Origin of the sequence: Wolbachia endosymbiont (group B) of Sphaerophoria taeniata, from assembly GCF_947179355.1 — a bacterium.
Lineage (GTDB): Bacteria > Pseudomonadota > Alphaproteobacteria > Rickettsiales > Anaplasmataceae > Wolbachia.
The window spans coordinates 552938-578489 of the sequence record NZ_CAMXAW010000002.1 but is presented as its reverse complement, the minus strand read 5'-3'; the positions used below and the strand labels follow the sequence as shown (position 1 = coordinate 578489).

18 protein-coding genes are annotated in these 25552 nt (G+C 34.1%); 5 read left to right on the top strand and 13 right to left on the bottom strand.

The genetic code is table 11. The features are described from left to right. Nucleotides 1-80 precede the first annotated feature (80 nt). The 8 genes from rsmD to ONG75_RS03755 all read right to left on the bottom strand — a co-directional run bounded on the left by rsmD (nucleotide 81) and on the right by ONG75_RS03755 (nucleotide 15625). The gene (gene rsmD, locus ONG75_RS03790) at nucleotides 81-629 is read right to left on the bottom strand and encodes a 16S rRNA (guanine(966)-N(2))-methyltransferase RsmD (protein WP_264375818.1); all 549 of its coding nucleotides are present in this window, start codon (nucleotides 627-629) and stop codon (nucleotides 81-83) included. A gap of 104 nt (nucleotides 630-733) precedes the next feature. Then, on the bottom strand, nucleotides 734-1363 hold the full coding sequence (locus ONG75_RS03785; protein WP_019236666.1) for a WD_0853 family protein: 630 nt from the start codon (nucleotides 1361-1363) through the stop codon (nucleotides 734-736). Beyond that, on the bottom strand, nucleotides 1347-4841 hold the full coding sequence (locus tag ONG75_RS03780) for a TrbL/VirB6 family protein (protein WP_264375817.1): 3495 nt from the start codon (nucleotides 4839-4841) through the stop codon (nucleotides 1347-1349). The genes ONG75_RS03785 and ONG75_RS03780 overlap by 17 nt, the downstream gene beginning before the upstream one ends. An 81-nt stretch (nucleotides 4842-4922) precedes the next feature. Further along, entirely contained in the window at nucleotides 4923-7829 is a 2907-nt protein-coding gene (locus ONG75_RS03775; protein ID WP_264375816.1) for a TrbL/VirB6 family protein, read from the bottom strand. Next, nucleotides 7826-10330: a TrbL/VirB6 family protein gene (locus ONG75_RS03770; protein ID WP_264375815.1), complete on the bottom strand. Its 2505-nt coding sequence runs from the start codon at nucleotides 10328-10330 to the stop codon at nucleotides 7826-7828. The genes ONG75_RS03775 and ONG75_RS03770 overlap by 4 nt, the downstream gene beginning before the upstream one ends. Before the next feature lie 17 nt (nucleotides 10331-10347). After that, nucleotides 10348-12921 carry a TrbL/VirB6 family protein gene (locus ONG75_RS03765; protein WP_264375814.1) on the bottom strand — a complete coding sequence of 858 codons (2574 nt, stop codon included), beginning with the start codon at nucleotides 12919-12921 and terminating at the stop codon, nucleotides 10348-10350. Beyond that, the gene (locus ONG75_RS03760; RefSeq protein ID WP_010402460.1) at nucleotides 12914-15319 is read right to left on the bottom strand and encodes a VirB4 family type IV secretion/conjugal transfer ATPase; all 2406 of its coding nucleotides are present in this window, start codon (nucleotides 15317-15319) and stop codon (nucleotides 12914-12916) included. Before ONG75_RS03760 ends, ONG75_RS03765 begins: the two co-directional genes overlap by 8 nt. A gap of 9 nt (nucleotides 15320-15328) precedes the next feature. Beyond that, on the bottom strand, nucleotides 15329-15625 hold the full coding sequence (locus ONG75_RS03755) for a type IV secretion system protein VirB3 (protein WP_006015054.1): 297 nt from the start codon (nucleotides 15623-15625) through the stop codon (nucleotides 15329-15331). A 64-nt stretch (nucleotides 15626-15689) separates the two neighbouring features. Here ONG75_RS03755 and ONG75_RS03750 point away from each other — a divergent pair, with 64 nt between their 5' ends. Both ONG75_RS03750 and tnpC read left to right on the top strand, forming a co-directional pair. Beyond that, entirely contained in the window at nucleotides 15690-17267 is a 1578-nt protein-coding gene (locus ONG75_RS03750) for a lysine--tRNA ligase (RefSeq protein ID WP_264375813.1), read from the top strand. Nucleotides 17268-17715: 448 nt separating this feature from the next. Further along, nucleotides 17716-19098 (top strand): IS66 family transposase, encoded by a 1383-nt coding sequence (tnpC, locus tag ONG75_RS03745; RefSeq protein WP_264375454.1) that lies wholly within the window; start codon nucleotides 17716-17718, stop codon nucleotides 19096-19098. Between the two features lie 188 nt (nucleotides 19099-19286). On the opposite strand, the gene ONG75_RS03740 is transcribed toward tnpC, so the two are convergent. The 4 genes from ONG75_RS03740 to ONG75_RS03725 all read right to left on the bottom strand — a co-directional run bounded on the left by ONG75_RS03740 (nucleotide 19287) and on the right by ONG75_RS03725 (nucleotide 23134). Beyond that, nucleotides 19287-20561 (bottom strand): ankyrin repeat domain-containing protein, encoded by a 1275-nt coding sequence (locus ONG75_RS03740; protein WP_264375812.1) that lies wholly within the window; start codon nucleotides 20559-20561, stop codon nucleotides 19287-19289. 169 nt (nucleotides 20562-20730) lie between these two features. Continuing rightward, nucleotides 20731-21309: an RlmE family RNA methyltransferase gene (locus tag ONG75_RS03735; RefSeq protein WP_064085440.1), complete on the bottom strand. Its 579-nt coding sequence runs from the start codon at nucleotides 21307-21309 to the stop codon at nucleotides 20731-20733. Nucleotides 21310-21384: 75 nt separating this feature from the next. Next, nucleotides 21385-21900, bottom strand: coding sequence for a PopZ family protein (locus tag ONG75_RS03730; RefSeq protein ID WP_010402496.1), 516 nt, complete (start codon nucleotides 21898-21900; stop codon nucleotides 21385-21387). Between the two features lie 10 nt (nucleotides 21901-21910). After that, on the bottom strand, nucleotides 21911-23134 hold the full coding sequence (locus ONG75_RS03725; protein WP_264375843.1) for a TolC family protein: 1224 nt from the start codon (nucleotides 23132-23134) through the stop codon (nucleotides 21911-21913). Between the two features lie 119 nt (nucleotides 23135-23253). On the opposite strand from ONG75_RS03725, the gene rplM reads away from it, so the two are divergent. The 3 genes from rplM (at nucleotide 23254) to ONG75_RS03710 (ending at nucleotide 24609) form a co-directional block, all read left to right on the top strand. Beyond that, nucleotides 23254-23712, top strand: a complete 459-nt coding sequence (gene rplM, locus ONG75_RS03720) for a 50S ribosomal protein L13 (RefSeq protein WP_006014941.1) — start codon at nucleotides 23254-23256, stop codon at nucleotides 23710-23712. Then, nucleotides 23712-24161 (top strand): 30S ribosomal protein S9, encoded by a 450-nt coding sequence (gene rpsI, locus ONG75_RS03715; RefSeq protein ID WP_264375811.1) that lies wholly within the window; start codon nucleotides 23712-23714, stop codon nucleotides 24159-24161. The genes rplM and rpsI overlap by 1 nt, the downstream gene beginning before the upstream one ends. Nucleotides 24162-24306: 145 nt before the next feature. Beyond that, on the top strand, nucleotides 24307-24609 hold the full coding sequence (locus ONG75_RS03710; protein WP_019236673.1) for an HU family DNA-binding protein: 303 nt from the start codon (nucleotides 24307-24309) through the stop codon (nucleotides 24607-24609). Between the two features lies 1 nt (nucleotide 24610). On the opposite strand, the gene ONG75_RS03705 is transcribed toward ONG75_RS03710, so the two are convergent. After that, nucleotides 24611-25318 carry a pyridoxine 5'-phosphate synthase gene (locus tag ONG75_RS03705; protein ID WP_264375810.1) on the bottom strand — a complete coding sequence of 236 codons (708 nt, stop codon included), beginning with the start codon at nucleotides 25316-25318 and terminating at the stop codon, nucleotides 24611-24613. Between the last annotated feature and the right edge of the window lie 234 nt (nucleotides 25319-25552).

Sequence of the window (25552 nt, the reverse complement as noted above, 5' to 3'; positions counted from 1 at the left end):
CCAACAAAACGAATTGATTTTTTCTTTCAGTCCTCGGAAAAATCTTACTTAGCTTAGCTATAGATGTTTACAAAAGAAATTCAAGTGAGTGAAGAAAGAAAAATTATTTTTGCAATACCGTAGGTACGCTCCACAATTATATTGAAGTTTTTATTGCACTCAAAACCTTCATTTTTCCTCATTTCTAGAATTATTAACGCATTATCATTTAACCAGCCTGAGTGAGCTAACTCGTCTAAAGTTGAGTTAACCAGATTGATATTATAAGGTGGGTCCATAAAAACTATATCGCACTTTGAAATAGGTCTTGGTAATCCGTTAGCATTGCAACAAATTAACGTGATATCGCTCGTAATTCCAAAATCTTCTGCTGTTTTTTTAGGCAGTTGCAAATTGTAATAATCTGAATCTACCATGAATGCATGTTTAGCACCTCGAGAAAGTGCTTCAAATGAAAAAGAGCCACTTCCGCAGAATAAATCAAGTACATTTAGGTTATAAATAGGTTTTCTTGAAGAAAGTATACTAAATATTGCTTCTCGGACACTACTCATAGTGGGCCGTGCAGCTAAATTCTTGCCTGTAGTTATTTTTCTTCCACGATATTTACCCGCAATAACACGTAACATATAAAACAAGTTCGAAGTTAACTAATTATTTATAATACACATTTAATGTCAACATAGCTTCAGCAGTCTAATAGAAAGAAGGTTGCTTGTGGAGGAACGCAAGATCAATCGCTTTTCTTTGATTTATTTTCTATACTGATTGCACGACCAATCTCGTCTTGTAAATCATCATGGTTGTTTTTTTCATCATGACCCATCCCTTCAATTCTACTTTCTAACTCTAACTTAATTAAAGTATTGATTTTCTCTATACTATCGAGGAAATTGTGACACTCTTCATCACTATATTCCTCACCAGATGCTTTTTTTTCTATAAATAGACTTTTGAACCCTATTAGATCAGAACTCTGATCGGCATTCAACACAATATTTCTCTCTATAAAACTAAGATCTGATAGTAACAAACTAACCTCTAATAGATCTTCACTTTCAATGTTTGCAAGATTATCAAGATCGTCTAAAATAGAGAACATCTTAAGCTCCTTCTGTGCAATTTCTTTGTCTTCTTTGTCAAATTCTGACGATAGCCCTTTATCATCTATAAGTCTCTCATTCAGAGCTTTATTTAGCTTTGAAAGACTAACATCACCTTGCTTAGTGCTATCTAGTAACAAATCTACCCTCGCTCTGCGCGCATTTAAAACATCATTGTAATCGTTTAACTTGATATTACCATCTTCGTCTTGCTGAAGACCATAATAACTTAGTCCTTTAAAATTAAGATTCCTCGTCATTATCACCTCTGCTATCAGCTCTTTCACTACCCTCACGTTCTCTGTCTTCTCCAAAAAGTGATGAGGTATCATAACTTTTGTCTTCCTGATCTCTTTCTTCTTTTTTTCTAGCTCTCTCAGAACGTTTTTCTATCGCTTCTGGAGTATTCATCTCAAAAAGTGATAAAGGACTGTAAACCTCATTTTGCTTTCTTCTTCCTTCTCTTTCAGTACGCTTTTCCATACCTTCAAAAACAGACCCAAAATCATCAACATCATTCTGATCTCTTTCTTCTTTTTTTCTAGATCTTTCGGCACGTCTTTCTATAGCTTCTGTAGTGTTTTTTAGGGTTTCTGGTTCCGTACCTAATTTTCGATTTGATTGATTAGGCTTATTTTCTTTTGATGATTCATCTTCTTCTGGTTCTCTCTTGCGGCCAATAGTGTAGTCATGAAGCTTCTCAAGAAATTCCCGTCTATATGTTTTTGCTCTATAGAGTAGATTATGCTGGTAACCATCCTTTTCTCCTGTAGCAGGGTTAATTCCTATAGAGTCGAGACCATGTTCCCAAGTAAACTTCATAGCATCTTCTATTGTATAGCCCAAATGTGATCCTACATATCCTTTATAATATTCTAAATATTTATCAATTCTTCTATGTGCAATATCTTCTTTATCAATTCCAAACGCCCTGTAGATTTTTTCCTCAAGCTTATCAACATCATTTTTAGGTGATGTTGCAAATTTTGTTGCTTCAATAGTAGCACCTACAAGCTTACGTGGCACATTAATAGCATATTTCAGCACACCCCCAACTCCTGGTATTCTACCTAGCAAATTAGCTGTACCTCCAGCTAATCTGTCCGGTACATGAGTAGCCCAATTACCTAAAGACTCTAGCCCTCCACCAATTTTATCTTGCATCTGTTGTTTTAATCCCTGCATTAAACCAGTCACAGGTGATGCTTGATACATACTAGATATATTGTAAACACCAAACCCACCACCGGCAATGCTTGAGCCCATCTGTTGTACAAACTCCTTCAAAGAAAATATCAAAAACGAAAGCAAGAACAATACAAAGATCTCTCCTGCGTTGATTAAATAACCTCTCTGTATGTCTTGCACCCTTTGGTAATCACTATTTTCTTTATAATTTTTGCAATCCTCACAATCTTTACATTTCTGACAGTATTCACTGTTGGGATCCTTATATAAATCATGAAGTTTCAGTATTCTACAACCTTGTTTTTTTATCGCACTCCGCACTAAAGATCTTATTTCATTAATTATTTCCCTATAACTATTGCATTTATTTATATCTTGACAGTAGCGTTTTATTATTTCACTAACATCACCTATCCTTTTCTCTATATTGTTGATCAGTAATATAATGTCAGCCCTCTCTGATGCATGAGATAAACTATTTGTTAAGCGTACTAGATCTTTTGCACTACAGCCATTACTAACTATCATATCACTTTCCGCAATATAGTGGTCTGCTGGATTATCTTTAGTTCCAGGAATTGGATTAAAGAAAGGATAATCTATATAACGAAAACCTTTATTAATGTAATCTGGTGGAAGAGGGATATATCCAGCGCCACCAGTAAACTTTACTGTACCACCTATTCTGCTTAGTTTTTCTATACCTTCTATATTCTTATCTACGTTCAATGGAGAAGCCTCTCCAATAGCATAAGGTACAAAAATTTGCCCTGGAGTCCAGCTAAAGTATTCTTTATCAATTATACAAAAACCACCAAATACCCATTTTGGAGCACATAACTTTATTTCAAGCCATTTATTATAGCACACAGTAAAGCCTAACTGTTTATAAAAGGTATTCATTATCATCGCAGCAAGTAATGACAGCAGGGTAAATATCATAATTGATTGCAAACAGAAACTAATACAGAATTTTATCCAACCCTCAAATAGACTTTTCAGTGGTGAAAATAAAATAGAGATTAGGAATAGCGGCATTATAGCTACAAGAAAAGCTATACCCATAAAACCAGAAAGGAATATTATGTAAGCATACATACACAGCAGGAAATATAAGACAATCCCTACAAAAATTGCCGGTATCATAAGGAGACTTGCCCACATTTGATAATGTAAAAATGCTGCAAACTTTTTCCAAACAGAGTAAGCAAAAAACTTATTAAACATATCCTCCATGAAGCTAAACAATTTAGCTTCATTTCCTTGAGCAACGTTTGAATTACCTCCGGTGTTCATGTTGGGAGCAAAATTAGTAATTATGCTTATCAATTGTTCAAGACCTTTAACAAATAAAACAAGAAAATGATCATAGAAAAATCTAAAACTTCCAGGAGATATAAGCACTATTACTAGAGTGATTTTCATCATTCTGATGAGCATATCATGCTTAGTTTCTCTTATCATTCCAAAAAGATAAAGAAGCGATGAAATCACTATAAATAGAACAAGCAAGGAAAGAACAAAATTGTGAAAGCTCGTACTTTTTTCAGCTATATTTTGAAATATCGCTTGTGCAGCTGCAGGATCATTGCTATCAAAATGCTTTTTACAATTTTCGTTAATCAATAATACACATTTTAGATAGTTATAAACGTAATCAAAAAATCCAAAGTTACTTGGTTTCTGCACTCCGCTCAAAAATTCAAAAGAGTAGCCACCTGCATTATCTAGATAATATCTATCTAATATCTTTACATATATTTTCCATCCTTTTTCTAACCTCACCGTATTACAATTCCTGTCCTGTAATATGGTGTTATCTCTGTCTAAAGTAAAAAGACCGCTCCCATTTTCTGCCATGGAGTTGTAACCTAGATGTACAGTAGGATATTGAGGATCGCGCATTAACTTTAGATTTTCGTTAGGATCACCTTTCCCCGTTTTAAACAAAAGATAAGCACCATGACCGTTGGTAAACCAACATGGAGCACCACGTGATACTGTATTTGCGCTATCATCTTCATTAATGCACTTGCACTTTACAGTGCAACTTGCTTTAGGCTTACTTGAAAATTTTTGTATGCTAGATTTATAATCATTACAAACTAAGTGAAAGTCAGGCAGACTGTTGTCACCTTCCCCTCTTTCAAATTTGGTTGCATATTTTAACTGCTCCAAACTTTCCAAACTATAACTACTTTGAGATTTCTTCTTATTACTATTGCTCCAAGATGTCCATGCACCATTTACTCGTACTACTAAACTATCTCCATTGGTTTCAAATCCAGTATCTTTCCACTTCACCACTTGATTAGAGTGAAAACCATAATTAATTTCTCCAGTATTAGGATCAATAATTTCTCTATCTTCTGGAACAAAAGCATCATGATCTCTTGAAAAATGAGCACCAATTGCAATGGGTTCAGGACCAAAATAATCAGCAGATATACATCTTGGAAAAGGCATATCATTCTTACTACAACCTGTAACCAGAACACAGATTACCAAAATTAATAACCTAAACCAACATTTGCCTAAGCGTGATTGCATACCTAAACTTTTTCCAATACAGAATAAATTTCTAAAACCTTACTTCAAATATCTTTTTAATTAGTTACTCCATATATCTCATCAATCTTCCTTGACTTGTCCTTTTGTTTTATCAGAATCCTTTTGCTTATCTGGCTGGCTTAGTGTTTCAGATTTGCTCATTTCTCTGCCAGCACTCCCTTTCCCATCTGCTTGCTTTGGTGTATCAGGCAATTTAGCTTCAATTTTGCTACGATCTTTACTCATTCCCTGCTTGATGTTATGTATCATATTTTGGGTTCTATCATCAAGGCCAACAGTTGACAGCATAGCTTGTGATGCGCTCCTAGAAATATGACTAACACTTTGAGCAACTCCATAACCAGAGCTGAACAACGCCTGCGCCATAGTTTCTGATATAGAAACAAAAGCTTCCATTGCACTAGCAATGATGAGATATATAAATGCCTGGATTAGATCTATAGGTAATGCTGCAAAGTGCCCACCAGCCCTTTCTCCAGTACTGAACGCAACATCAACACTAGTACCAGGACTATACCCAAGAGGTAATATTGATTTCATAAGACACAGATCATACGATAAAAAATTTACACTAATTAAGCATTGATAGCATGCAGAAAAATTTGTGAGGTTGTATAGAACTGAATACATTAACTGGTTTAAAAGAGACAAGGATGAAAATAAAATGACTGGTTGCAATGAAACATGAGCCAGCGTTTTTATCCAATTATCAAATAATGTTTTAGTTTGTTGAAATAGAATAAATACGATAAATAAAGGTGCTAATGACAATAAAAATGCCACTAAAACAGTAGATATTACATACTTAAACGTAGCACTAATAATGCATCTTAAAAACACAAAAGTAGCATAAAGTATTGCCAAAAATGCAATAAAGCCAAAAGGTCCTGATAGCATTAAAGACAAAAATTTCAGCCATGTTTCTCCTGTAAATAATACTCCCGCTGTTAAATCTAAGAATGCAAATTTTTTACCTCCTTCTCCTATATAGCCAGAAAAACTATCAACTAAATAAATGCTACCATCAACAAAAAGCCCAGACAAAGTTGTACCAAAGAATTCCCAACTTCTATCACTAAAAGCAAAAGCTATAAATGCTATTTTGAATATTCTTATAATAAAATCGAATTTACTTAATTGTATTGTTCCAAGCATATAGCCAACAACAGTAAATATAACGTATAGAATAAGCAAAGCTCTTATTCCTTGTAGAAGCCCCTTTCTATATACTTCATATGGAATTTTAATTCCGTCTTCACCCCCGTCTGTTATGAAATCAAAAATCTTGTTTACAGTTGATGAAATAAAATCGTTTATTTTTCTTTTTAAAAATAAATTTACTGTGTATTTGTTATCTTCATAATATTTGCCTTCTTTGTCCGTAATATCATCTTTCTTTACGTTTTCTACATTAATACCAAAGTATATCTTTTTAGACTCTTTATCCTTTAAATGACTTCCATCTATTATGTAATAGTCTACATTATCCTCTGTTATTTTATCTAATTTCTTTACTTTTTTGAAATTATTAGTCTTTCGAGCAGATGGATCTTCTGGCGGGCTATCACCCAAGTACATATACAGTTTTTCACCACTATCGAAGTTACATGATCTAGTCACTGCAACATGATATCCACCTCTATGAAGAAAGTAATTGCCATTGCTTGCTATAGCAAGCATCACACTACTACCAGGTATTATATCTTTTTCATCTATTTTATAATCATGATTTAATTTCAAAGAAAAATGTTCAAAATTATCACCAATTTGCGAACACACATTATCCCCTTTTGCACCCTTTCTCTCTGGAAAACATTGAATACCTTTAGCAGTATTCTGATTATTAAGATCACCAACTTTTGCAACAAGAGCCTCAGCCCAAGAAATATCTTCTCTGTCCTCTTTGAAGTTTAATTTAGAATTTGATATTAAATTAATGTCAATCTGCTTAGAATCCCTCTTATTTTCTTCAATCTCTTTTAGTTCATCCTCAATACGTTTAAGGTGAGAATACATGTCACATGTATTTCTTTTATCATACTTCTCATACCTTATAGAAGAGACGCAATTCTCCCCTATACCTTTTGCGTTGTAACATATATTTTGATAGTAACAATTAAGCTCATAAGAGCTGTACTTGCTTATCTCATTAAAATCACATTTTTTCCCATTACATAATTTATCCAGTCCTATTTTAGTTCGTCGTAAATCTAACAATGCACCATTTATCCATGAATTTTGAATATAATCCTTATTAAAATGTACCTTATTATCATATGGAGTGTAGCCATTACCAACTAGCACTCTTCTTTCTTCTATGTTCTCTTTATTAATCTTAGGAAATTCTACTTTAGTCCTCTTACCACTTTCTCCACAAAAGAACGTTCCTCCATTGAGCATGTCTTTTATTGTAGCTTTGTCTTTTTTATCATTTTCTTCAGCTCTATAGCAATTGTCATCAAAGCTGATACCTTTCCCTTCCGGATTGTCATAATTAATCGTTATCTCTCTGGGAACTAAGCTAAAGCTTAACTTATCACCAAGATTTGCTTTAATTCCAGTATCTACATAACGTCTATTGCTATAGAATTCATTATTTCCAAAGCCTATATCCCCACATATTTCTCGTTCATCAAGACTAGCATTATCAATTAACTTATTACTGTAATTTGGTATTAAATCATTAGCACAAAATACAGCGGGCACAAGTACTCTCTTTGGATTTTTCCCTTCTTTAAGAGGACAAAAATTTACTGACCCACCAAGAGTAAATTTGATTTTCTCATCCTTGCTAATTACTTGACCAGAATCAACCCAATGAATTTTAACTCCTTCGCCAGCTTCACGAACTGGAACATCTATACTGACACTAGTATTTCTGCTCTGCAGCCCAGGTTCAACACAATCCATTGTGCAGCCAGTAATTACAAGACATAGTATCAATAATAATGATTTTCTGCTCATCATTGATTTCCTGTGTTTGTCGGTATTTTAGGTGCTGATCTTTGAGCTGATTGTGGTATTTGAGGTCTTCGACTTGGTGTACCAGATTGCTGACCTGCTCTTCTTTGGATACTTTGTTCATCTAAACCTACTGCTCCCATTAAGCTTTGCTGATATTGCCTTCCTGGTTCGCTTGCCACATAAACACCAAACAACGAATCAGATATTGTTGAAGATGCCTCAACTAAAGCTTTCATAGCATGTCCCAAAATCACAAAAGCCATCATAGCGGTGATATTAGGTGCATGTTTGGAAGCATAACCATAAATAATACAAGGATTAAAAATCTTTAAGTTAAGATTAAGTATACATGTAGGGCAGACCTCAAAATTAAAGACCGAATACACAATATAATCCATAACCTGGCTTATTAATGATATAAAAATTAAAAGCACTACCGGATGAATTGCAAATCTTGCTAAATTTTTGACCCAATTGTGAAACATCTGTCTAGTATATCCAAATAGAAGGCAAATAATAAAAAGAGGCGCCAAGGAAAGCAATAATGCAACTATTGCTATAGATGTGATAAAAGAAAATAAGGCGTTAAACATCGATAAGCTCACTGTTATCAAACCCCAAATCACCAAGCAAAACGATACAATACCCAAAGGACCAGAGAATATAAGAGATACTATTAGTAACACTGAGTGTGCTGATAAAAACCTATTGAGCGGTAAATCAAGAAATTCAAAAACATTTGATGTTGTACCTCTGAAATTTGCTATTTCTATTAACTGTTTTGGAGCATTAACAAAAATAGAAAATGCATTGTTATAAAAAAAACTCCAACTGTTATCGTTCAGCAATTGGGTAATAACTCCTATCTTTACACATATAATTAAAAATTCATATGTAGAAGCATGAGACAATCCAAAAAAGTAATAAAGGGTATATAAAGTTATATATAACACTAATAACGACACTATTGTGGATCTGATAGTCTTTGTTCTATTTGACGCTACAAAACTTTGATAAAGAGACTTCACGGGACTAGATTCAGAGTGATTCCATTCTGAATTTTTATAACTGGAACCAAAAAATGCAATTTTTACTTTTTCATCAAAAAAATTATATATCGCACTAAAAGTTCTTACAGGTGGCTCTTTAGTTGTGAGGTTAATGCTAAACTGACCTTCATTTTTGTAATCGCAACCATGGTCTCTTATTCCGTAATATATGGTGCCTATTTTGTCTTTTAGCTTTTCTTTTAAGCCTTCCATATATTGAGTATTATAAACTTTGCTAATGTCTATAGGTATATCTCCCTGAGTTTCACCAGGGTTATACTCAGGAGATTTACCAGAAACGCTTATATATAAGTTGTTTTTTAGACTATGGTTCTTCGTTACTCTTATATTGAAACCACCCTTGCCTTTAGTATTAAAGGTGAAAGTTAATTTCTCACCTTGGGGGTGATTTTTCTTTATTTCATAATCATAATTAGTACGTATATTGCCTCGCTCATGTTCAAGTTCTTCTTTCTCCATTGACACTACTAACGATGGAATATAAGTCTTTATCCTCTTCATTTTCTTTTTTCTTATATCATCCACAGCTCCCTTGGTATTTTTTTCTGTATTTACTTTATCCTTTTCACCATCTGAACTATCGCTGTGTCCTTTAGCTATGTTGCTATCATCTAACACTCCCATTATACCATCTACAGCCTTCTTGATAGCTTCTTCCTTACTTACTTTTCCAACAGCTAGTTCGTTGGCAAGATTTTTAGCTACATTACGTTTATTGCCATCTATAGTATTAGATTCAATTTGCACACAATCTTGACTGGCATAATAACATGTATTCTCACACGCAAGATTTAAAAGGTACGTATCTATCTCAACTTTCTGACTGCTTGAAAGCCTCCTGCAGTCTATATTTTCTCCTTGTTTTATAGAATTAATGATATTTTCAATCTCCTTTTCATCTTGATCAGATTTTACAAAACTTGGATTCCAGTATTCTTTTCCATTCAACCATTTTGCGTTACCTATGATATATTTATTAGGGCATATTTCACCTTGACAATTCTCTTGATTTAAAACATGTGCAAAATACTCCGTCTCTCCTTCACCGCAACTCTCGTCAATTTTTTTATAGGTGACCGTGCCATTATCGTTTTTACACATTTTACTTCCAACAACACTAAAGCTTATCGCATCGCCATCTTTAAGCGCAAACGGTAATGTAACGTTTCCTACTCCAGGTTCAATTGCAAAATCTTTATACTGCGAACAAAAATTAACCTTATTAGGTACTATATTAATCTCTGTTACTTTTATTTTATCCGAAATATAAACTCCAGAATCAACCCATTTCTGCTCTGTTGACACTATATCCAATTTCTCACGCAAGCCTGATGAATCTTCTGGCTTAATACACCCGCACCCAGATAATAAAAAGAGTATCACAAAACTTATGCATAGCTTAACCAAGTTTTGGTTGCTCAAATGTTCAAACATCTGTTACTCACCTGCGCTCACTCTCCACCTGGTTTTATAGATTCACTAGAAGAAGATCCCGATCCCTTATTATCATCTCCACCTCCTCCAATAGCCCCTCTTGCCTTATTTACAGCCGCAGCAGCAACTTGACCAGCACCTCCAGCAGCAGCTTTGGCAGCAGATAAAGCTTTATTCACCATTTGTGCAGGAGTGCTACCTGAACCAAGTGCTGCCCTGTGATTACCAGCAAGCTCAGCAGCCATGCCGGGAAGAACGTTTAAAAAGTGGTAAAAGAGGAATAATACTAAACACAATTTTAATAATTCTCCGATTAGAGAGCTGCCAAACTCCATGTATGTAAAGTCGAATAGACCAAGTATGCTGCTCTTTTTAAAGCTATAATTTTGCATCATACATGCGAGAGTAGTTTCATTTTTATCACATTCCCCATCTTTCAATTTAAACCACTGTTTTTTCTTACTATATGAGATTTCTGCTTGTTTCTTTTCATATGACTTGTCTGGTTGTTCATTTTTATATGACTCGTCCAGTTTAAAATTTAAATTTTTAAAATAGATTTTATCACATGCTATGAACATAAAGGATAAAAACGCAAAAAGGATAACCGGGTATAAGCTATAGGTAATCAACTCTTTCACCCAGCCGTCAAAATATCCTTTGGTGTGTTGGAATAAAACCATAGGAATAAACAAAGGTGATAGAATAACAATTACACTTAAAGCAACTAGAGATAAAATAAATACATAGCACATCCACAAAATAACCATCATCAGCAAAATGGCCATAAATATACAGACAAGAGCTACTAAAATTTGTCCACCAGCGAAAATAATACCAATCACCGAACCTGCAACTAACAAGACAGGAGCAGCGCCAAGCAAAACCGCTAACGTTGCAACACCTCCAGTACCAATTTTGCCACCAATTCCATCTAAAGGGGCACCTAAATAAAATAAAATTCTGCAATCAAGCCTATCCCAAGGTGCAAGATAACTGTAGGATACCTTCTGCCCTGCACGATCGTATTCATAATCTTTACCTGCCTCATAATTACATATATTTTTACTCTCAGATGAAGCTTTAAGCACTATTTCTGATAAGCCGTTCGAAAGTTTTGTTAATTCCCCGTAATAATGAGACATAGTGCTACCTGTCGTAAAGTAAATCACTAAAGCGAATTTAATGATCAACATGTACATTTCTTGTGGACTACGCATTCCACCAGACATGGCTTTTATAGAGAACAATATCAAAGCTAAAATTAAGATAGCAGTAACAGTGTTCTTCAGTCTTTTTTGTGCTACAGACAAAAAACTACCCTTAGCATGTCCATTTTTGTCTGTAAGTAAGTTACCACTTGAATCAATACCTGCCACTAAATTATCTAACGATTCCTTAATGCATTGCACTATCATAGAAGTTATAGGAATAGGAGATAATGACTTACTTCCCGCTTGATTGTAGCAAGCTTCAGAGACATACGAGCTAAAACAGCTTTTATTGTCATAACCTACAAAAATTTTTCCTTCTTTTTCTTTTTTCCTGATAAGAGTTTTATAATCGTCATCCCTGTTGATAAAACTCCTTTCTTCACCACCTGTACCATCTTTATTTTTGAATAATATCACAGATTGTTCACACATAGGAGCAATCGGATCAGGTGGTAATTCCGTGCATCCTATATCAATTCCTTGCGGCCAAGCAGTTCCAGCTGCCCTAACTTCAGCCAATTCCACACATAACCTACCCATTTTTCTCACTGCCCTGAACGTTGATCCATATATGTCTTCGCTCTGTCCTGCTTTGAGAACTTTACATTTCAGCTCACCATCGACCGTCGGGGACCATGACCCATCTACATATCCAGTATCTTTTTCCCTTACATCAAAGTCTATGTATCCAGGTTTTTCTCTGGAATCAAAGTCTTTCTTGTTAAAAAGATTACCAAAAGTTAAAGGATTTCGATGACATATTTCTATATATTCACTGTATTGCACACCGTTTTTTGGCCAGTAGTAGTGTTCCCTATCAACATTCACAACATCCCAATCAGTAAAGTTTAAAATATCTTTCTCTGTTTGTTTTCCATCTTTTCCTGATCTTTTCTGTAATGCAGAAAAATATTCATCTTCTGTTCGATAATTTTTATCTGTATCACCACTATAACCTGTATCTTTTAGTTTAAAATTTTTATATCTCCCATCATTATCGTATGCAACTGGATGCCTAACAAAACTATGCTGACAAACAATAAGTCCCCCAACTGCCTTCCAGACTCCAACAATTGCAGCTATCATTCCAACGATAACAAGAGCAGTAAATAAACCAGCAGAAGAGACAATCAAAACAATACCAGTAAATATTGCACCAATAGCAATTGCTATCCCAGCAACTGCTGCAGATGTTTCAAACGCCTTACAGTCAGGATTAGAGGCACGGCTAAAGCTACCAGTAGAATTAAATCTGCTAACAAATTCCGTTTTGTCAGTACCACTTACTGTATCTGCAAACACTGGATACGAGAGCAAAAAATCTATATTTAACAAAAATATCGCAACTAAAAGTAATGACAGTTTAGTTTTAAACATTTTTCACCTTTTGATAAAACACAGGCAACCACATCTTTGGATCATCTCCGACTTCTTTCAGTATATCATATAACAATAGAACACTTTCCGCACGTCCAGATAACACGTTGACCACATCATCCAAATCTTTCAGATCTATTCTAGCTACTACAGCATTAACTCCCTGCTTTACTAAAAAGAATCTAGTACTTGGATCTGTGTGTTTGATCAGTATGTACTCACGTTCAGTTAACATAAAAACATCTCGATAGACACTAGTAGCTTTCAGATTTGGCAAAAAAATTTGTGTTGCTGTCTGCTGTACAAGCGTATCACTAATAGCACTTTTACTTGCATCTTCAACACTCTGAGTAGCAAAAACTACAAAAGCATTTAACTTTCTCAGCACTTTCAACCAGTCTTTTATCTTAGGTGCAAAAACTGGATTATCTATTAACGCCCATGCTTCATCAAGAACAATAATAGATGGAGTGCCATCAAGCGATATACTAATCCTATGAAACAAATAAATCAAGACCGGCCCAAGAGCAACAGGATCTTTTAGCAAGCTAGCCATTTCAAAGCCAAACACTCTTGCTTTTGAAAAATCTAGCAAATCTTCTTTATTGTCAAATATTGCAGCATGAGAGCCATCATCATGCCACATAGATATTGCTCCAGCTAGAGTATCAGGGCCCGCAAGTCCTAAAAATGGTACAAGATTTCTCAAAAATCTGTCTTCTTTTTTTAATTTAAAATTTCCCTCAATTGCATCATTAATTCTAGCAATATCTTCTGAAGTGAATTTATCGTTGTACACTAAAATTAAAGATTTTATCCATTCCATCAAAAATGTTTTATTATCAGGAGTATCGTCAAGTTGCAGAGGATTAAAATTTGTCTTAGTTCTTGGTTCTATTATAGTATAGATACCACCAAGTGCTCTTAAAAAAATTTCTGCACCGCGATCTTTATCAAAAAAGAATATTCTTGGAGAAAATTTCATTGCTTGAGCACATAAAAAATTCATTAAAACAGTTTTGCCAGCACCTGTTGGCCCAATTATCATAGTATGTCCAACATCCCTTATATGAAAGTTGAAGAAAAATGGAGTGCCAGATGTTGTATCAAAAACTGTAACAGCATCTCCCCAGTGGTTATTGAATTTTTTACCAGTAGGATAATTATGTTGAGATGCAAAACCGGCCAAATTAAGACTACTTATTGTACCTTTTCTTACTATATAATCAAAATTACCAGGAATTTGCGCCCAAAATGCTGGTTCTAGATTAACCCTCTCACGAACAGGATAAACACCACAATTAGAAAGCTCCGATTCAACCAATGATAAAGCATTGTCCAATGATTTAGGGCTTTTTTCTATACATAAGATAGTTAAATGGTGTTCACCAAACGCAATTTTACCACTCATTGCATCATCAAGCGCATGAGAAATTTCTGCTATTTGAGAAATAGCTTTATCTGCAGATTGTATCATACGATTTTGCTGTATCTGCATTTTCGCAATTGCCATTTGCCTATTTGTAAATTGAAAAGACTGCGTGATAATAAATTCATAAGGAAGTTGTAAAAAAGAATCAAGCATTCCTGCGGAAGTATTATTTCCATATTCTTTGATACTAACTATTCCAGCATATTTACTTTCATTATGAGTCACAACCTGTATCATCTTATGGCCAAAAAATAACCTATGAACTGGTAAGTATCTTGATATTTCAGTTTTTAGTGGAAAAAGCGTATTTGTAACAAAGCCACAATTTACAATTCTAGACAGAAACTCCATTATTTCACAAAACAGCCCGTTTGGAGTTTCTTTTACTCCAAGGACTTTAGGCGAATAATTCCTAAGGCTTGTTACTATACGATTTGTCGTTTCCTCTAAATCTTCATAGGTATCACGCATATCACTTTCCCAAGCATGTTTTGAAGTTACATGCCCAAATTTTTTCAGTAGATGTGATAAAAATTCTACTCCCTTTGTATCTGCCCTACGAATAATCGTAATGTATAAATCATTAATAAAAGATTGCCTAGTTGCGTGTTTTTCTCTCCATTTTAGATTTACATGGTTAGCAAAAAAATTTGGTAAACTCTGGTTTGCAAATTCATCAGAAAAGATATTCTTCTTACGCCTGATGGTATGAAAGTACAAACTAAATGCTGGAGATGAAATGCTTCTTAGCATCTGATTTCTGATATTATTTTGTATCACCAAGTCTTCATCATCGGCCGTTTCAAACGCAAAGCCATTTAATTTTATAAATTTAACTAACCAATTCTGCTTTGTTATCAAGGTTGTACTATTCCAATAGCAAGAATAAGGTATAAATTCGGCAGCGTGAACCTCTCTACTTAGAATAGATTTATTCTTTGATTGAATAGCTCTAAATCTCAACATTGCATAACATCAAGTAATGTCATAAGAATTGGCTCCATGATAAAACCGATTTAAACATTTGGAACATTTTCCCAACTTTACCATAAATAACTCAATAAACAACGGTTCCTTTGCAGAAGCTATATAGCCAAGTCCATGTATACCTGGTAACATCAGGAGAATTACTCTAAGATCATTTGTATTAATGAAAATTAGCATGCAAATTAGAACGTTTAATATTGCAAACATATAACTCACACCAAAGAGCATTGCAGGTCTTGTAAGACCTTTAAATAATTGATTCGTTTGTATGCTGCCAGTAGACATATCTTTAACCTTCTAATAAGAGCTCTAACACTAATACTACATCATTAATTAAAAATCTATTGAAATGAATAGCACTTTAGGTAAGATAATTAATTTAAATTCAATGATTATAAGCTGGCCATTTCAAGAAGCAGAAAAAATACTACAAGAATTCCCTAATAAAAAAGAGATAATATTTGAGACTGGTTATGGTCCCTCGGGTTTACCACATATTGGTACTTTTGGGGAAGTTTTTCGTACCACAGTTATTGCAAACGCTCTAAAAAAAATAGCTCCTAGTATAAAAACCAAAATCATTGCAGTTTCCGACGATATGGATGGTTTGCGAAAAATACCAGATAATGTACCAAATCAGGAAATGCTAAGAGAGAATCTGAACAAGCCATTAACCATGATACCTGACCCATTTGGCACTCATGAGAGTTATGGTCATCACATGAATTCGTTGTTGTGTAAATTTCTTGATTTGTTTGGATTTGAATACGAATTTAGGAGTGCAACAGAGTGTTATAAATCTGGCGTTTACGATGAAAAACTTTTACTCCTGCTGAAAAATTATGATAAAGTGATGGAAGTAATGCTTCCATCATTTCGGGAAGAAAGGCAGCAGACTTACAGTCCATTCTTGCCGATATGCCCAAAAACTTCCCAAGTTTTACAAGTTCCAGTAATTGAAACAAATACAGATAAAGGAACAATCACGTATGAAGACCCAAACGGGGAAAAAATAGAAGTTCCAGTGACAAAAGGAAAATGTAAACTGCAATGGAAACCTGATTGGGGGATGAGGTGGGCTGCATTCGGAGTTAATTACGAAGCTCATGGAAAGGATTTGACTCCATCTGCTGTGCTTTCAAGTCAAATATGTAAAATACTTGGAGAAAAGCCACCGCTTTTGTTTTGCTATGAGTTATTTCTTGATAAAGAAGGAAAGAAGATATCAAAATCAAAAGGAAATGGTATTTCAATTGAGGAGTGGCTAACTTATGCACCCACAGAGAGTTTAGCGTTATACATCTTTCAGAGTCCTAAAAAAGCTAAACGTTTATATTTTGATGTGATACCAAAATCAACTGATGAATATTTGGAATTTGTTAAGCGTTATAATGAAAGTAAAGAAAAGGATGTAAACAGTCCTGTATGGCACATCCACCAGGGTAAAGTTCCAAACGTAGAAACTTCAGGCATAAATTTTTCGTTACTTTTAAACCTGGCAGCAGCTTGTAATGCTGAAAATAAAGAGATTCTTTGGGGTTTTATATCAACTTATGCACCAAACGTTACACCAGAAAGCAACAAAATGCTAGATAGGCTTTCGGATTTTGCAGTGAGGTATTATCACGACTTTATCAAGCCAACAAAAGCGTATAAAGCTTCAAACGAAAAAGAGAAAGAAGCGTTACTAGATTTAAAGAGCAACCTACATTCCCTGCCTATTACAGCCACTGCTGAAGAGATTCAATCTCAGGTTTTCTCCATCGGAAAAAAACATAATTACAATAACTTACGCGATTGGTTTCAGTTGCTATATGAAACGCTGCTTGGCCAAAAAACCGGTCCTAGAATGGGATCTTTTATCAAGCTTTATGGAATAGATAATACAATCTCTCTTATAGAAAGTGCTACTGAACGTACACTTTAGAGTTTACCTTCTTTCATTTGAGCCCTCTAGTTTTATTACTTGACAAACCTTCCCACTTTCCTTATTATACTGATAAAGGTATTTATCCTTGTTTTTGGGCTCAACGACAAAATTCAGTAAAAAACTCAGATATTTATTGGCAAATTACATAAAATTATAGCGGCTTTTTTTATTTTTTCTACATTCAGCCAAATCGCGCTTGTTAGCACATTATCAATTTACATTATTAAAACTAGCTATACGGGGATTCTTTTGTCTTTTTTTATTTAGTAAATTTCTTAATATTTGTAGCTAAAGTAATTTTAGAGAGCCAGCGCGTGACCAACCTGGTCAGTTTTCTGAATACCAGTACTGGAATAACAAGAAAGAGGTATCCGTTCAGCGGAGTGGCAGAATAAGGTAGACAAGGTGATCTAAAAAGATAATCATAGAGCAAAAGTGAGGTAATGTGGTAAACCTTTTAGAGCTTTGCAAAAATTTACAGCAAAAAATAGAAAAGTTAGAAGCAAAAATAGAAAAGCTGGAAAGGGAGAATGAAAGTTTAAAAGCAGAGAACAAGGCTTTAAAGATAGAGAACGCTGAATTAAAGGAAAGGCTTGGTTTAAACTCGAAAAATTCATCTCTACCAAGCTCTAGAGAGTTGTACAAAATAAAAAAGGACAAGCCAAAGAGCGACAGAAACGTTGGTGGTCAGGTTGGTCATAAAGGAAGTTTTCGCGCCAAAATGGATGCAGATGAGGTGATAAAAGTAAAGTTGTCATCTACTTGTGAATGCGGAGGAGGGATTGCAATATGCAATGGACCGTACATTCATCAAAAAGTTGATCTTCCGGAAATTAGGCCTTATGTAGTGGAATATCAGATGGAGCATGGTCGTTGCCGGAGATGCGGAAAAAGAAGAAGCAGTAAGTTACCAGAAGGTGTTACGTCAGATACATTTGGTCCAAGGGTTAAGTCAATAATTGCAGCGTTCAGCGGATTCTACAAAAATTCAAAACGCGAAATAGCGAGTGTCGTAAATGATATCTTCAATTTGAACATAAGCGTCGTTAGCATATCAAATAGTGAACATAGAGTTGCTTCAAAATGCAAAAAAATGTATGAGCAGATCGAACAAGAGATAAGTAGGAGTAAAGTTCTACATATTGATGAAACGAGCCATTATAACAAAGGTAAACTCGCTTGGTGTTGGATGTTTGCAAGCAATACGGCAAGTTTTGTGAAGTTGACAGAGTCAAGAGGAATGAAAGTTTTAAAAAATAACGCATGCTGCAATCATAATAGCTTAGTGGTAACCGACAGGTACGCAGTATACAATTACTTTGCTGATGAAAAAAGGCAAATCTGCTGGGCACACTTAGCAAGGGATTTTGAAAGATTAGCGCATAGTTGGAATATTGAAGTCAAAGTTCTTGGCTGTTACTTAAGAAATGTAGCTACTGAATTATTTGCACTAAAAAAGGCTTTGCTAAAAAATGAGATAGATGTTTTTAGATTTGCCAGACGTGCCAGAAAGTTGCGAAAACGTACAAGGTATTACTTGAAGGAAATATCCTACTTACCTGAAGCAATTGGAGCCTCTCGAGTTGCGAAAAATATTTTGAAATCTGAAAGAATGATGTGGAATTTTTTAGATGACCCAAAAAACATTCCGCTGACAAACAACCATGCTGAACAGCAGATACGGCATTATGTCGTTTACCGCAAAAATTCGTATTTTACACAATCAAAGCGGGGAAATGCATTCCTTGAACGGATAATTTCGTTATACTTAACATGGAAACAAAGGGGTCTCAATCCTTTCCAAAACCTCTTATCTATTGTTTCTTAAACCACTCTCCTGAACGGATACAGAAAGAGGGCGCTGGGATGACACCATTTGCTGTCTTCAAAATGAATGTTAATACACCTAGGATGTTTAAACCTTAATTCTGTTTTGGTGTTAAGCAAGGTATCTAGATACCTTGCTAAATAAAAAATTGGAAAAAAAAGGAAGAAGAGACTTCTTCCTTAAATAACTCAAAAACTTTTTACATTATTTATAAAACATTTTAATGGTGCCAGTAAGCTTGTTCCAGGATTTTCTAGACTACAATCAGGCTTACTATCGTCCACTGCACTATTCTGACTAAGCTTTGATATTTCTTTTGCAATAGCCTCCTTTAACTCATCACAAGGCTTCAACACTTCATATATAATACCACCAGCAACAAGTCCTGTGAGTACAGCAGCAGCCACAGCTATCCCAGCCATAGCACCTACTGATAATGACACACCAATAAAATATGCAGAAGTAACTATTATCGCAGCTACAACAGATGCAATAACAAATATACCAACACCCGAGATTATTGCTAGCATAATTGCTTTTTCAGTAAGTTCTTTATCTAGAGTTTTGTTATCACGATTACCTAATAAAGGATCAGCACCTGCTTTTAATAGAGCTCTTACTATCTTTTTATGATGTCCCCGAGCAGCAACGTACAAAGGAGTGCGTCCACATGTATCTGGCAAATCAATATTTTTAGGCCCCTTAGCTAATATAGCCTCTACTATCTCCATTTTGCCTTTCTCAGCAGCAAGATGTAAAGGAGTTCTTTCACTTTTATCTCGCAAATTAACATCTATACCTTCTACTGCTAATAGAGCGTTTACTATATTTTCATTACCTTTTCTAATAGCCAAATGTAAAGGAGTGCTTTCACTTTTATCTCGCAAATTAACATCAGCCCCCTTATTTAATAGAGCTTTTACTATATTTTCATTACCTTTTTCAATAGCCAAATGTAAAGGAGCTTTTTCATATTCACCTTGCAAATCAACACGAGCCCCCTTATTTAATAGAGCTTCTACTATTTTTTCATTACCTTTTTCAATAGCCAAATGTAAAGGAGCTTTTTCATCTACATCTTTCAAATTAATACTTATTCTGTCTACTGCTAATAGAGCTTTTACTATATTTTCGTCACCTTTTTCAATAGCCAAATGTAAAAGGGTTTTGTCAGATTGATATTGGAAATTAACATTTATTCCGTCTACTGCTAATAGAACTTTTACTACATTTTCTTGATTATCTATAAATGCTGCATGTAATAATGTTAATTCTTTTTTGTTATAATAATCATTATTACTAAATTCATAATTTATATTAAAATCTCTCTTCTCCCAATCTTGATAAGCAGGGAGGTCTCTTTTTTTTAGTTCCTCTTTTATTTTTTCAACTATGTTATTACCATTCAAATCATTTGCACGATTTACTATACTTAATATCTGTTTCAACAATTCTAAATACATATCAAACTCTCCTATATAATATACTTTAATTATTATATACTTAAGTAATAAAGTCAAGAATTTTATTAACTATCATAAACACTCAAGCAAGAAAAAGGGGCTTTTGTGCGAGCGTTATTAATCTTCAGTTTAATAGGATAAGATTCGTCAACTTTTCTGTAAGTCTCTTCTATATAGAAGAGTTGCTACCAATAAAGCCTAAGCTGACCAAATACATTTCTGTAGATTCAGATCTACTTGATTTTGGTTTGAAGTATCTTACTGTTTTAAACATTTTTTTTAGCTCATTGCAGAAATCTTTATCAGACTCTCCTTGAAAAATTTTTACTACGAACTTGCCATCATGATTCAAAAAATGCTTTGCAAAATTGAGCGCTGCTTCGCATAAAAGCATAATTCTGATATGATCTAACGATTTTAAACCGCAAGATTCTGGTGCCATATCAGATAAAATTACATCAAATTTGTGATCCTTGAATTTTTCTCTTAAAATTTCAAGTTCGCTGATAATATCACACTGTATACACTCTACTCCACTAATTGCGTTTATTGGTTTTATGTCAACAGCAATCACACTCGCTCCTTTCTTAGATGCAACTTGTGACCATCCACCAGGAAAAGCGCCAAGATCAATAATTTTTTGCCCTTGTTGGAGTAGTTTAAATTTATCGTCTATTTCTATTAACTTATATGCCGAGCGCGATCTATAACCGTCCTTATTGGTTTTTTGCACATACTGATCATTCAAATGGCGATGTAGCCATCTTGTTGAAGATAACTTTCTACCTCTAGCTGTTTTTACTCTGGTCTTTATACTAATAACCTACTTATTATTGATTATATCTTTGAGCTCTTTTTCAACTACTTCTTTTACCAATGCATGTAGATACTTATTCAGCCACTCTGAAAGCTGAGGTTTTAAAAGAGATACAACTAATTCTTCAACAGTAAGATCCGCTCTTTTTTGTTGTTTATGCCGTAGTTCGCTTTGCATCTTTTCAAGCAATGTTTTAATTTCCTCCATATTTTCTTTTAAAACTAAATGCTCGTTACTTTGTTCTTGATAGCTCACTTTGTTATTACTCATTTGGATATTATCATACAAATTTTTCTCTTCTGAGTTGTAACTATTAAATTGGTTATTCATTTTCTCACTTTGACAATCATTCTCTTCTTCACTATTTTCTTTTTCTTCGATGTCTTCTGGGTACTCCTCTTCAAGGCATAGTACATCATCATCTTCATCGATTACTTCTGCTTTATCAACACTTGCATTTTTACCCGATATAGCTTTTTTTATATCTTCTAGGATATCTTTTACAGATTGATTATCGCTCATACCATTAAATTTAAAGGTTTATACTATTTATCATAAAAAGCAAGTTGTAAACACTAATTACATAATTGCTTTTTGCTCCAACCAGATCGGAGCGTGCTTTAAATAATGCATCTTCAGTGTCCAAAAGGTCAGATGTACTCTTTAAACTTAAGTTTACCTCTTGCTTAACTCCTTCCAATGCTAAAGCTGCTGCTTTTTCCGCTTCTTGACTTGCTTTAATAATAGCTTTTGCTGTCAGCACGTTATTCCAAGCATTTACAACTGCTTCTTCTATATTTTTTACCGTTTCATAATAATCGTAGGTAGATTTTTTTGCATCCATTTTAGCTTTACTGACACCAAAAGCATTCGCTCCTTTTTTAAAGATTGGAACATCAAGAGTAAAAACTATATGAACATTTTCTAATAGCTTGTCTAATTTTACACCATCTTTCCCAAAATTTTTGTTTGCTCTTAGATTTAAAGAAGGAAGCCACTTGGAACTTTCAGCGATCACTTCCATTCCGGCTGCTCTTTTTTGATAAACTGCTGCTTTTAGAGATAAATTATTGGTTTTTGCTAATTGTAAACATTCATTTAGCTCTGGGACAGAAGGTAGTTTATCATTAGCTTCAGAAAGTTCATCAGCATCTTCGCCAATCAAATGATAATAAGCAATATTTGCCAATTTTAATTTACCTTCAGCATCAACTCTTTCGGATATAGAAGACGAAAATTTTGCTTTTGCTAGCAAAACTTCAGCATTAGTAACTTCTCCAAGGGAAAAGCGTTTTTTCATAGCTGACAAATGTTCTAAAGAAACGCGTTCTCTATGTTCTCTCAGTTTTAATATTTCTACCTTTTGTAAAACATTAACATATGCTTTCACAGCATTAAGTGCAAGCTCTTGTTTTGACTGCTGAAATTGCATTTTTGCTGCTTTGAGAAGATTACTTGATCGACTGAATGTAGCAAAGGTGCCACCACCATCTATTATTCTTTGACTTAATATTAGATGCTTTCCAGAGTTTTCCAGGCTAAAACTACTATCGAAATTATATTGTAAATTAATGTCAGGTAAAAATCCAGCTAACCCAGAAGATTTATAATATTTTTCTGCGCTTTTATATTGGTAAAATTGAGACTTTATTTTTGAGCTATTTTTGATAGCTTTGCTTATAGCCTCTTCCAAATCGATTGCATAGCAATCTATAGCACTAAAAGCGATTACAAATATAATAATCAATCGAAACATTTTGCTTTCTAGCATATTATTAAAGTTATTAGCATAAATTACTTTAATAATCAATAACTAATGTTGTTGACACTATCAAGCAACTTAGTATATCATAATCTACTGTTATGTATTGATATATGAAAACTTTTTTCTTAAAAGAGAAACAAGTCGATAAAAAATGGCTTGTTATAGATGCAGAAGGATTAGTAGTAGGAAGGCTTGCAGCGTTTGTAGCAGCGCTATTGCGTGGAAAGCATAAGCCTGAATACACACCTCATATGGATTGTGGAGATAATGTAATTATTGTTAATGCAGAAAAGGTACATTTTACCGGAAAGAAACTTAAAGATAAAATCTACTATAGGCATACAGGTTATTCTGGTGGTTTAAAGAAAACTACTCCAGATAATATTTTAAATGGCAAATTCCCTGAGCGTGTGATAAAAATGGCAGTAAAAAGAATGCTTGATGATGGTCCTATGGCACGTAGACGGTTTGAAAATTTGTATGTTTATTCTGGTTCAGAACATAAGCATCAAGGACAGCAACCTGAAAAAATAGATTTTGCCTCTTTAAATCGTAAAAATAAGAAATAATGGAGCAAAAAGTGAAAATAAATAATAATGATCAGCCAAAAAAGGCAATGATTGACTCACTTGGTCGTTCATATGCCACAGGTCGAAGGAAAGAATCTTTAGCAAGAGTATGGATAAAGCCAGGAAGTGGAAAATTTATTGTTAATAAAAAAGATGATTTAATTTCTTATTTTAAAAGAGAATCAGTGTGTCAAATGATTAAAGCGCCATTCATAGTAACTTCTATGTTAGATAGGTATGATGTGTTTGCAACTGTAAAAGGTGGAGGACTATCTGGCCAAGCAGGTGCCTTAGCTCATGGAATAAGCAGAGCTTTAAGTAGTATAAGTCAAGATCTACACTCTATATTACGTAAGGGTGGATTCCTAACTAGAGATTCACGTGTTGTTGAGCGTAAGAAATATGGTCAACATAAAGCTCGGAAAAAATGTCAGTTTTCTAAGAGATAATTGTTTCATAATGGTATTTTTTTGTAAATATTATACAAGTTCTTACAAGGGTTTATGACATTTTCTCTTTTTATGACGAATTTAGTTGACTATTGGCATTAGCATAATATGCTGTTTATGTAATTTTTCAATATTAAGGTAATTTATGAGTAAAGAAGATATAGTAAACCAACTGAGTCAAGAGTGCTCTAGTCAAGGTATAGATATAACAAAAGCTAGTTTGGGTAAGCTTCATGATATTTTTATGGAAACAATCAAGAACGATCTAAATCGTAAAGGTGAAATACGTTTGCATGGAATAGGGACATTCTCTACTGCTATAAGTAAGGAAAGACAATGCCGTAATCCTCAAAATGGTGAGATTATGACCGTTCCTGAAAAGAAAAGAGTAAGGTTTAAAGCAAGTCAAGCTCTTTCAAGTACTTTAAATACCAAAGAGAAAGTATAAGCTACTTAGATATTGTCATTTTCATCTTTTTAGTTACACTATGTAAGCCATGAAATATAGTCTCGCTGATTAAAGAATGGCCTATATTAAGAGCTGAGATGTGAGGTATCTCTTTTATTCTTTTAGCATGTTTATAATTTATGCCATGCCCTGCGTGGCATTCTATTCCTAGCTTATTAATGTATTCTGCAGAGTTAGTAATAAGTTTTAATTTTTCTTCTGATGGATTATCACAGTAATCCCCTGTGTGAATTTCTATTATGTCAGGCTTTCTTTCTAGCTTCTCAAGATATTTTAGTTGATTAATATTTGGATCGATAAACAGTGAGACTTTTATGTCAAAGCTATGCATTTCCTCTATTATACCAGAAAGTTTACTGTGCATATTCACGATATTCAGACCACCTTCGGTTGTTAATTCTTCTCTTTTTTCTGGTACTATACAAATCGAATAGGGTTTTACTTCTTTTGCTATTTTGAGCATTTCTTCCGTAGCTGCGATTTCAAGATTTAACTCAGTGCTAATGTTTTGTTTTAGATTGAATACATCCTCATCTCTGATATGCCTTCTGTCTTCTCGTAAGTGTACGGTGATAAAATCTGCTCCAGCATCAATAGCTATTTTTGCTGCTTTTAATGGATCTGGATAAGAAGCTCCACGTGCGTTGCGAAGGGTTGCAACGTGATCAATATTAACGCCCAATTTCACAATTTACCTCAAAAATTATTTATAAATTATACATATTATTAGATCTTATGCATGTCATTGTTTAATGCCATAGCTGAAAGACGGAGCTAGCAGTTATACCAATTCTCATTATTGGCAAGTCAAATAAGAAACATTCAAAATTGTTTGATTGTGGAAGTGGAAAGAGAAGTAATAAATTTACATACACTTGCCCTTTTTTACAGTTAATCTAGTTTATAGAACTACTCGTGGTAA

What these genes read in the sequence shown, in the direction of transcription:
- rsmD (WP_264375818.1), bottom strand. Translation starts at nt 629, where the DNA reads ATGTTACGTGTTATTGCGGGTAAATATCGTGGAAGAAAAATAACTACA.
- ONG75_RS03785 (WP_019236666.1), bottom strand. Translation starts at nt 1,363, where the DNA reads ATGACGAGGAATCTTAATTTTAAAGGACTAAGTTATTATGGTCTTCAG.
- ONG75_RS03780 (WP_264375817.1), bottom strand. Translation starts at nt 4,841, where the DNA reads ATGCAATCACGCTTAGGCAAATGTTGGTTTAGGTTATTAATTTTGGTA.
- ONG75_RS03775 (WP_264375816.1), bottom strand. Translation starts at nt 7,829, where the DNA reads ATGATGAGCAGAAAATCATTATTATTGATACTATGTCTTGTAATTACT.
- ONG75_RS03770 (WP_264375815.1), bottom strand. Translation starts at nt 10,330, where the DNA reads ATGTTTGAACATTTGAGCAACCAAAACTTGGTTAAGCTATGCATAAGT.
- ONG75_RS03765 (WP_264375814.1), bottom strand. Translation starts at nt 12,921, where the DNA reads ATGTTTAAAACTAAACTGTCATTACTTTTAGTTGCGATATTTTTGTTA.
- ONG75_RS03760 (WP_010402460.1), bottom strand. Translation starts at nt 15,319, where the DNA reads ATGTTGAGATTTAGAGCTATTCAATCAAAGAATAAATCTATTCTAAGT.
- ONG75_RS03755 (WP_006015054.1), bottom strand. Translation starts at nt 15,625, where the DNA reads ATGTCTACTGGCAGCATACAAACGAATCAATTATTTAAAGGTCTTACA.
- ONG75_RS03750 (WP_264375813.1), top strand. Translation starts at nt 15,690, where the DNA reads ATGAATAGCACTTTAGGTAAGATAATTAATTTAAATTCAATGATTATA.
- ONG75_RS03740 (WP_264375812.1), bottom strand. Translation starts at nt 20,561, where the DNA reads ATGTATTTAGAATTGTTGAAACAGATATTAAGTATAGTAAATCGTGCA.
- ONG75_RS03730 (WP_010402496.1), bottom strand. Translation starts at nt 21,900, where the DNA reads ATGAGCGATAATCAATCTGTAAAAGATATCCTAGAAGATATAAAAAAA.
- ONG75_RS03725 (WP_264375843.1), bottom strand. Translation starts at nt 23,134, where the DNA reads ATGTTTCGATTGATTATTATATTTGTAATCGCTTTTAGTGCTATAGAT.
- rplM (WP_006014941.1), top strand. Translation starts at nt 23,254, where the DNA reads ATGAAAACTTTTTTCTTAAAAGAGAAACAAGTCGATAAAAAATGGCTT.
- rpsI (WP_264375811.1), top strand. Translation starts at nt 23,712, where the DNA reads ATGGAGCAAAAAGTGAAAATAAATAATAATGATCAGCCAAAAAAGGCA.
- ONG75_RS03710 (WP_019236673.1), top strand. Translation starts at nt 24,307, where the DNA reads ATGAGTAAAGAAGATATAGTAAACCAACTGAGTCAAGAGTGCTCTAGT.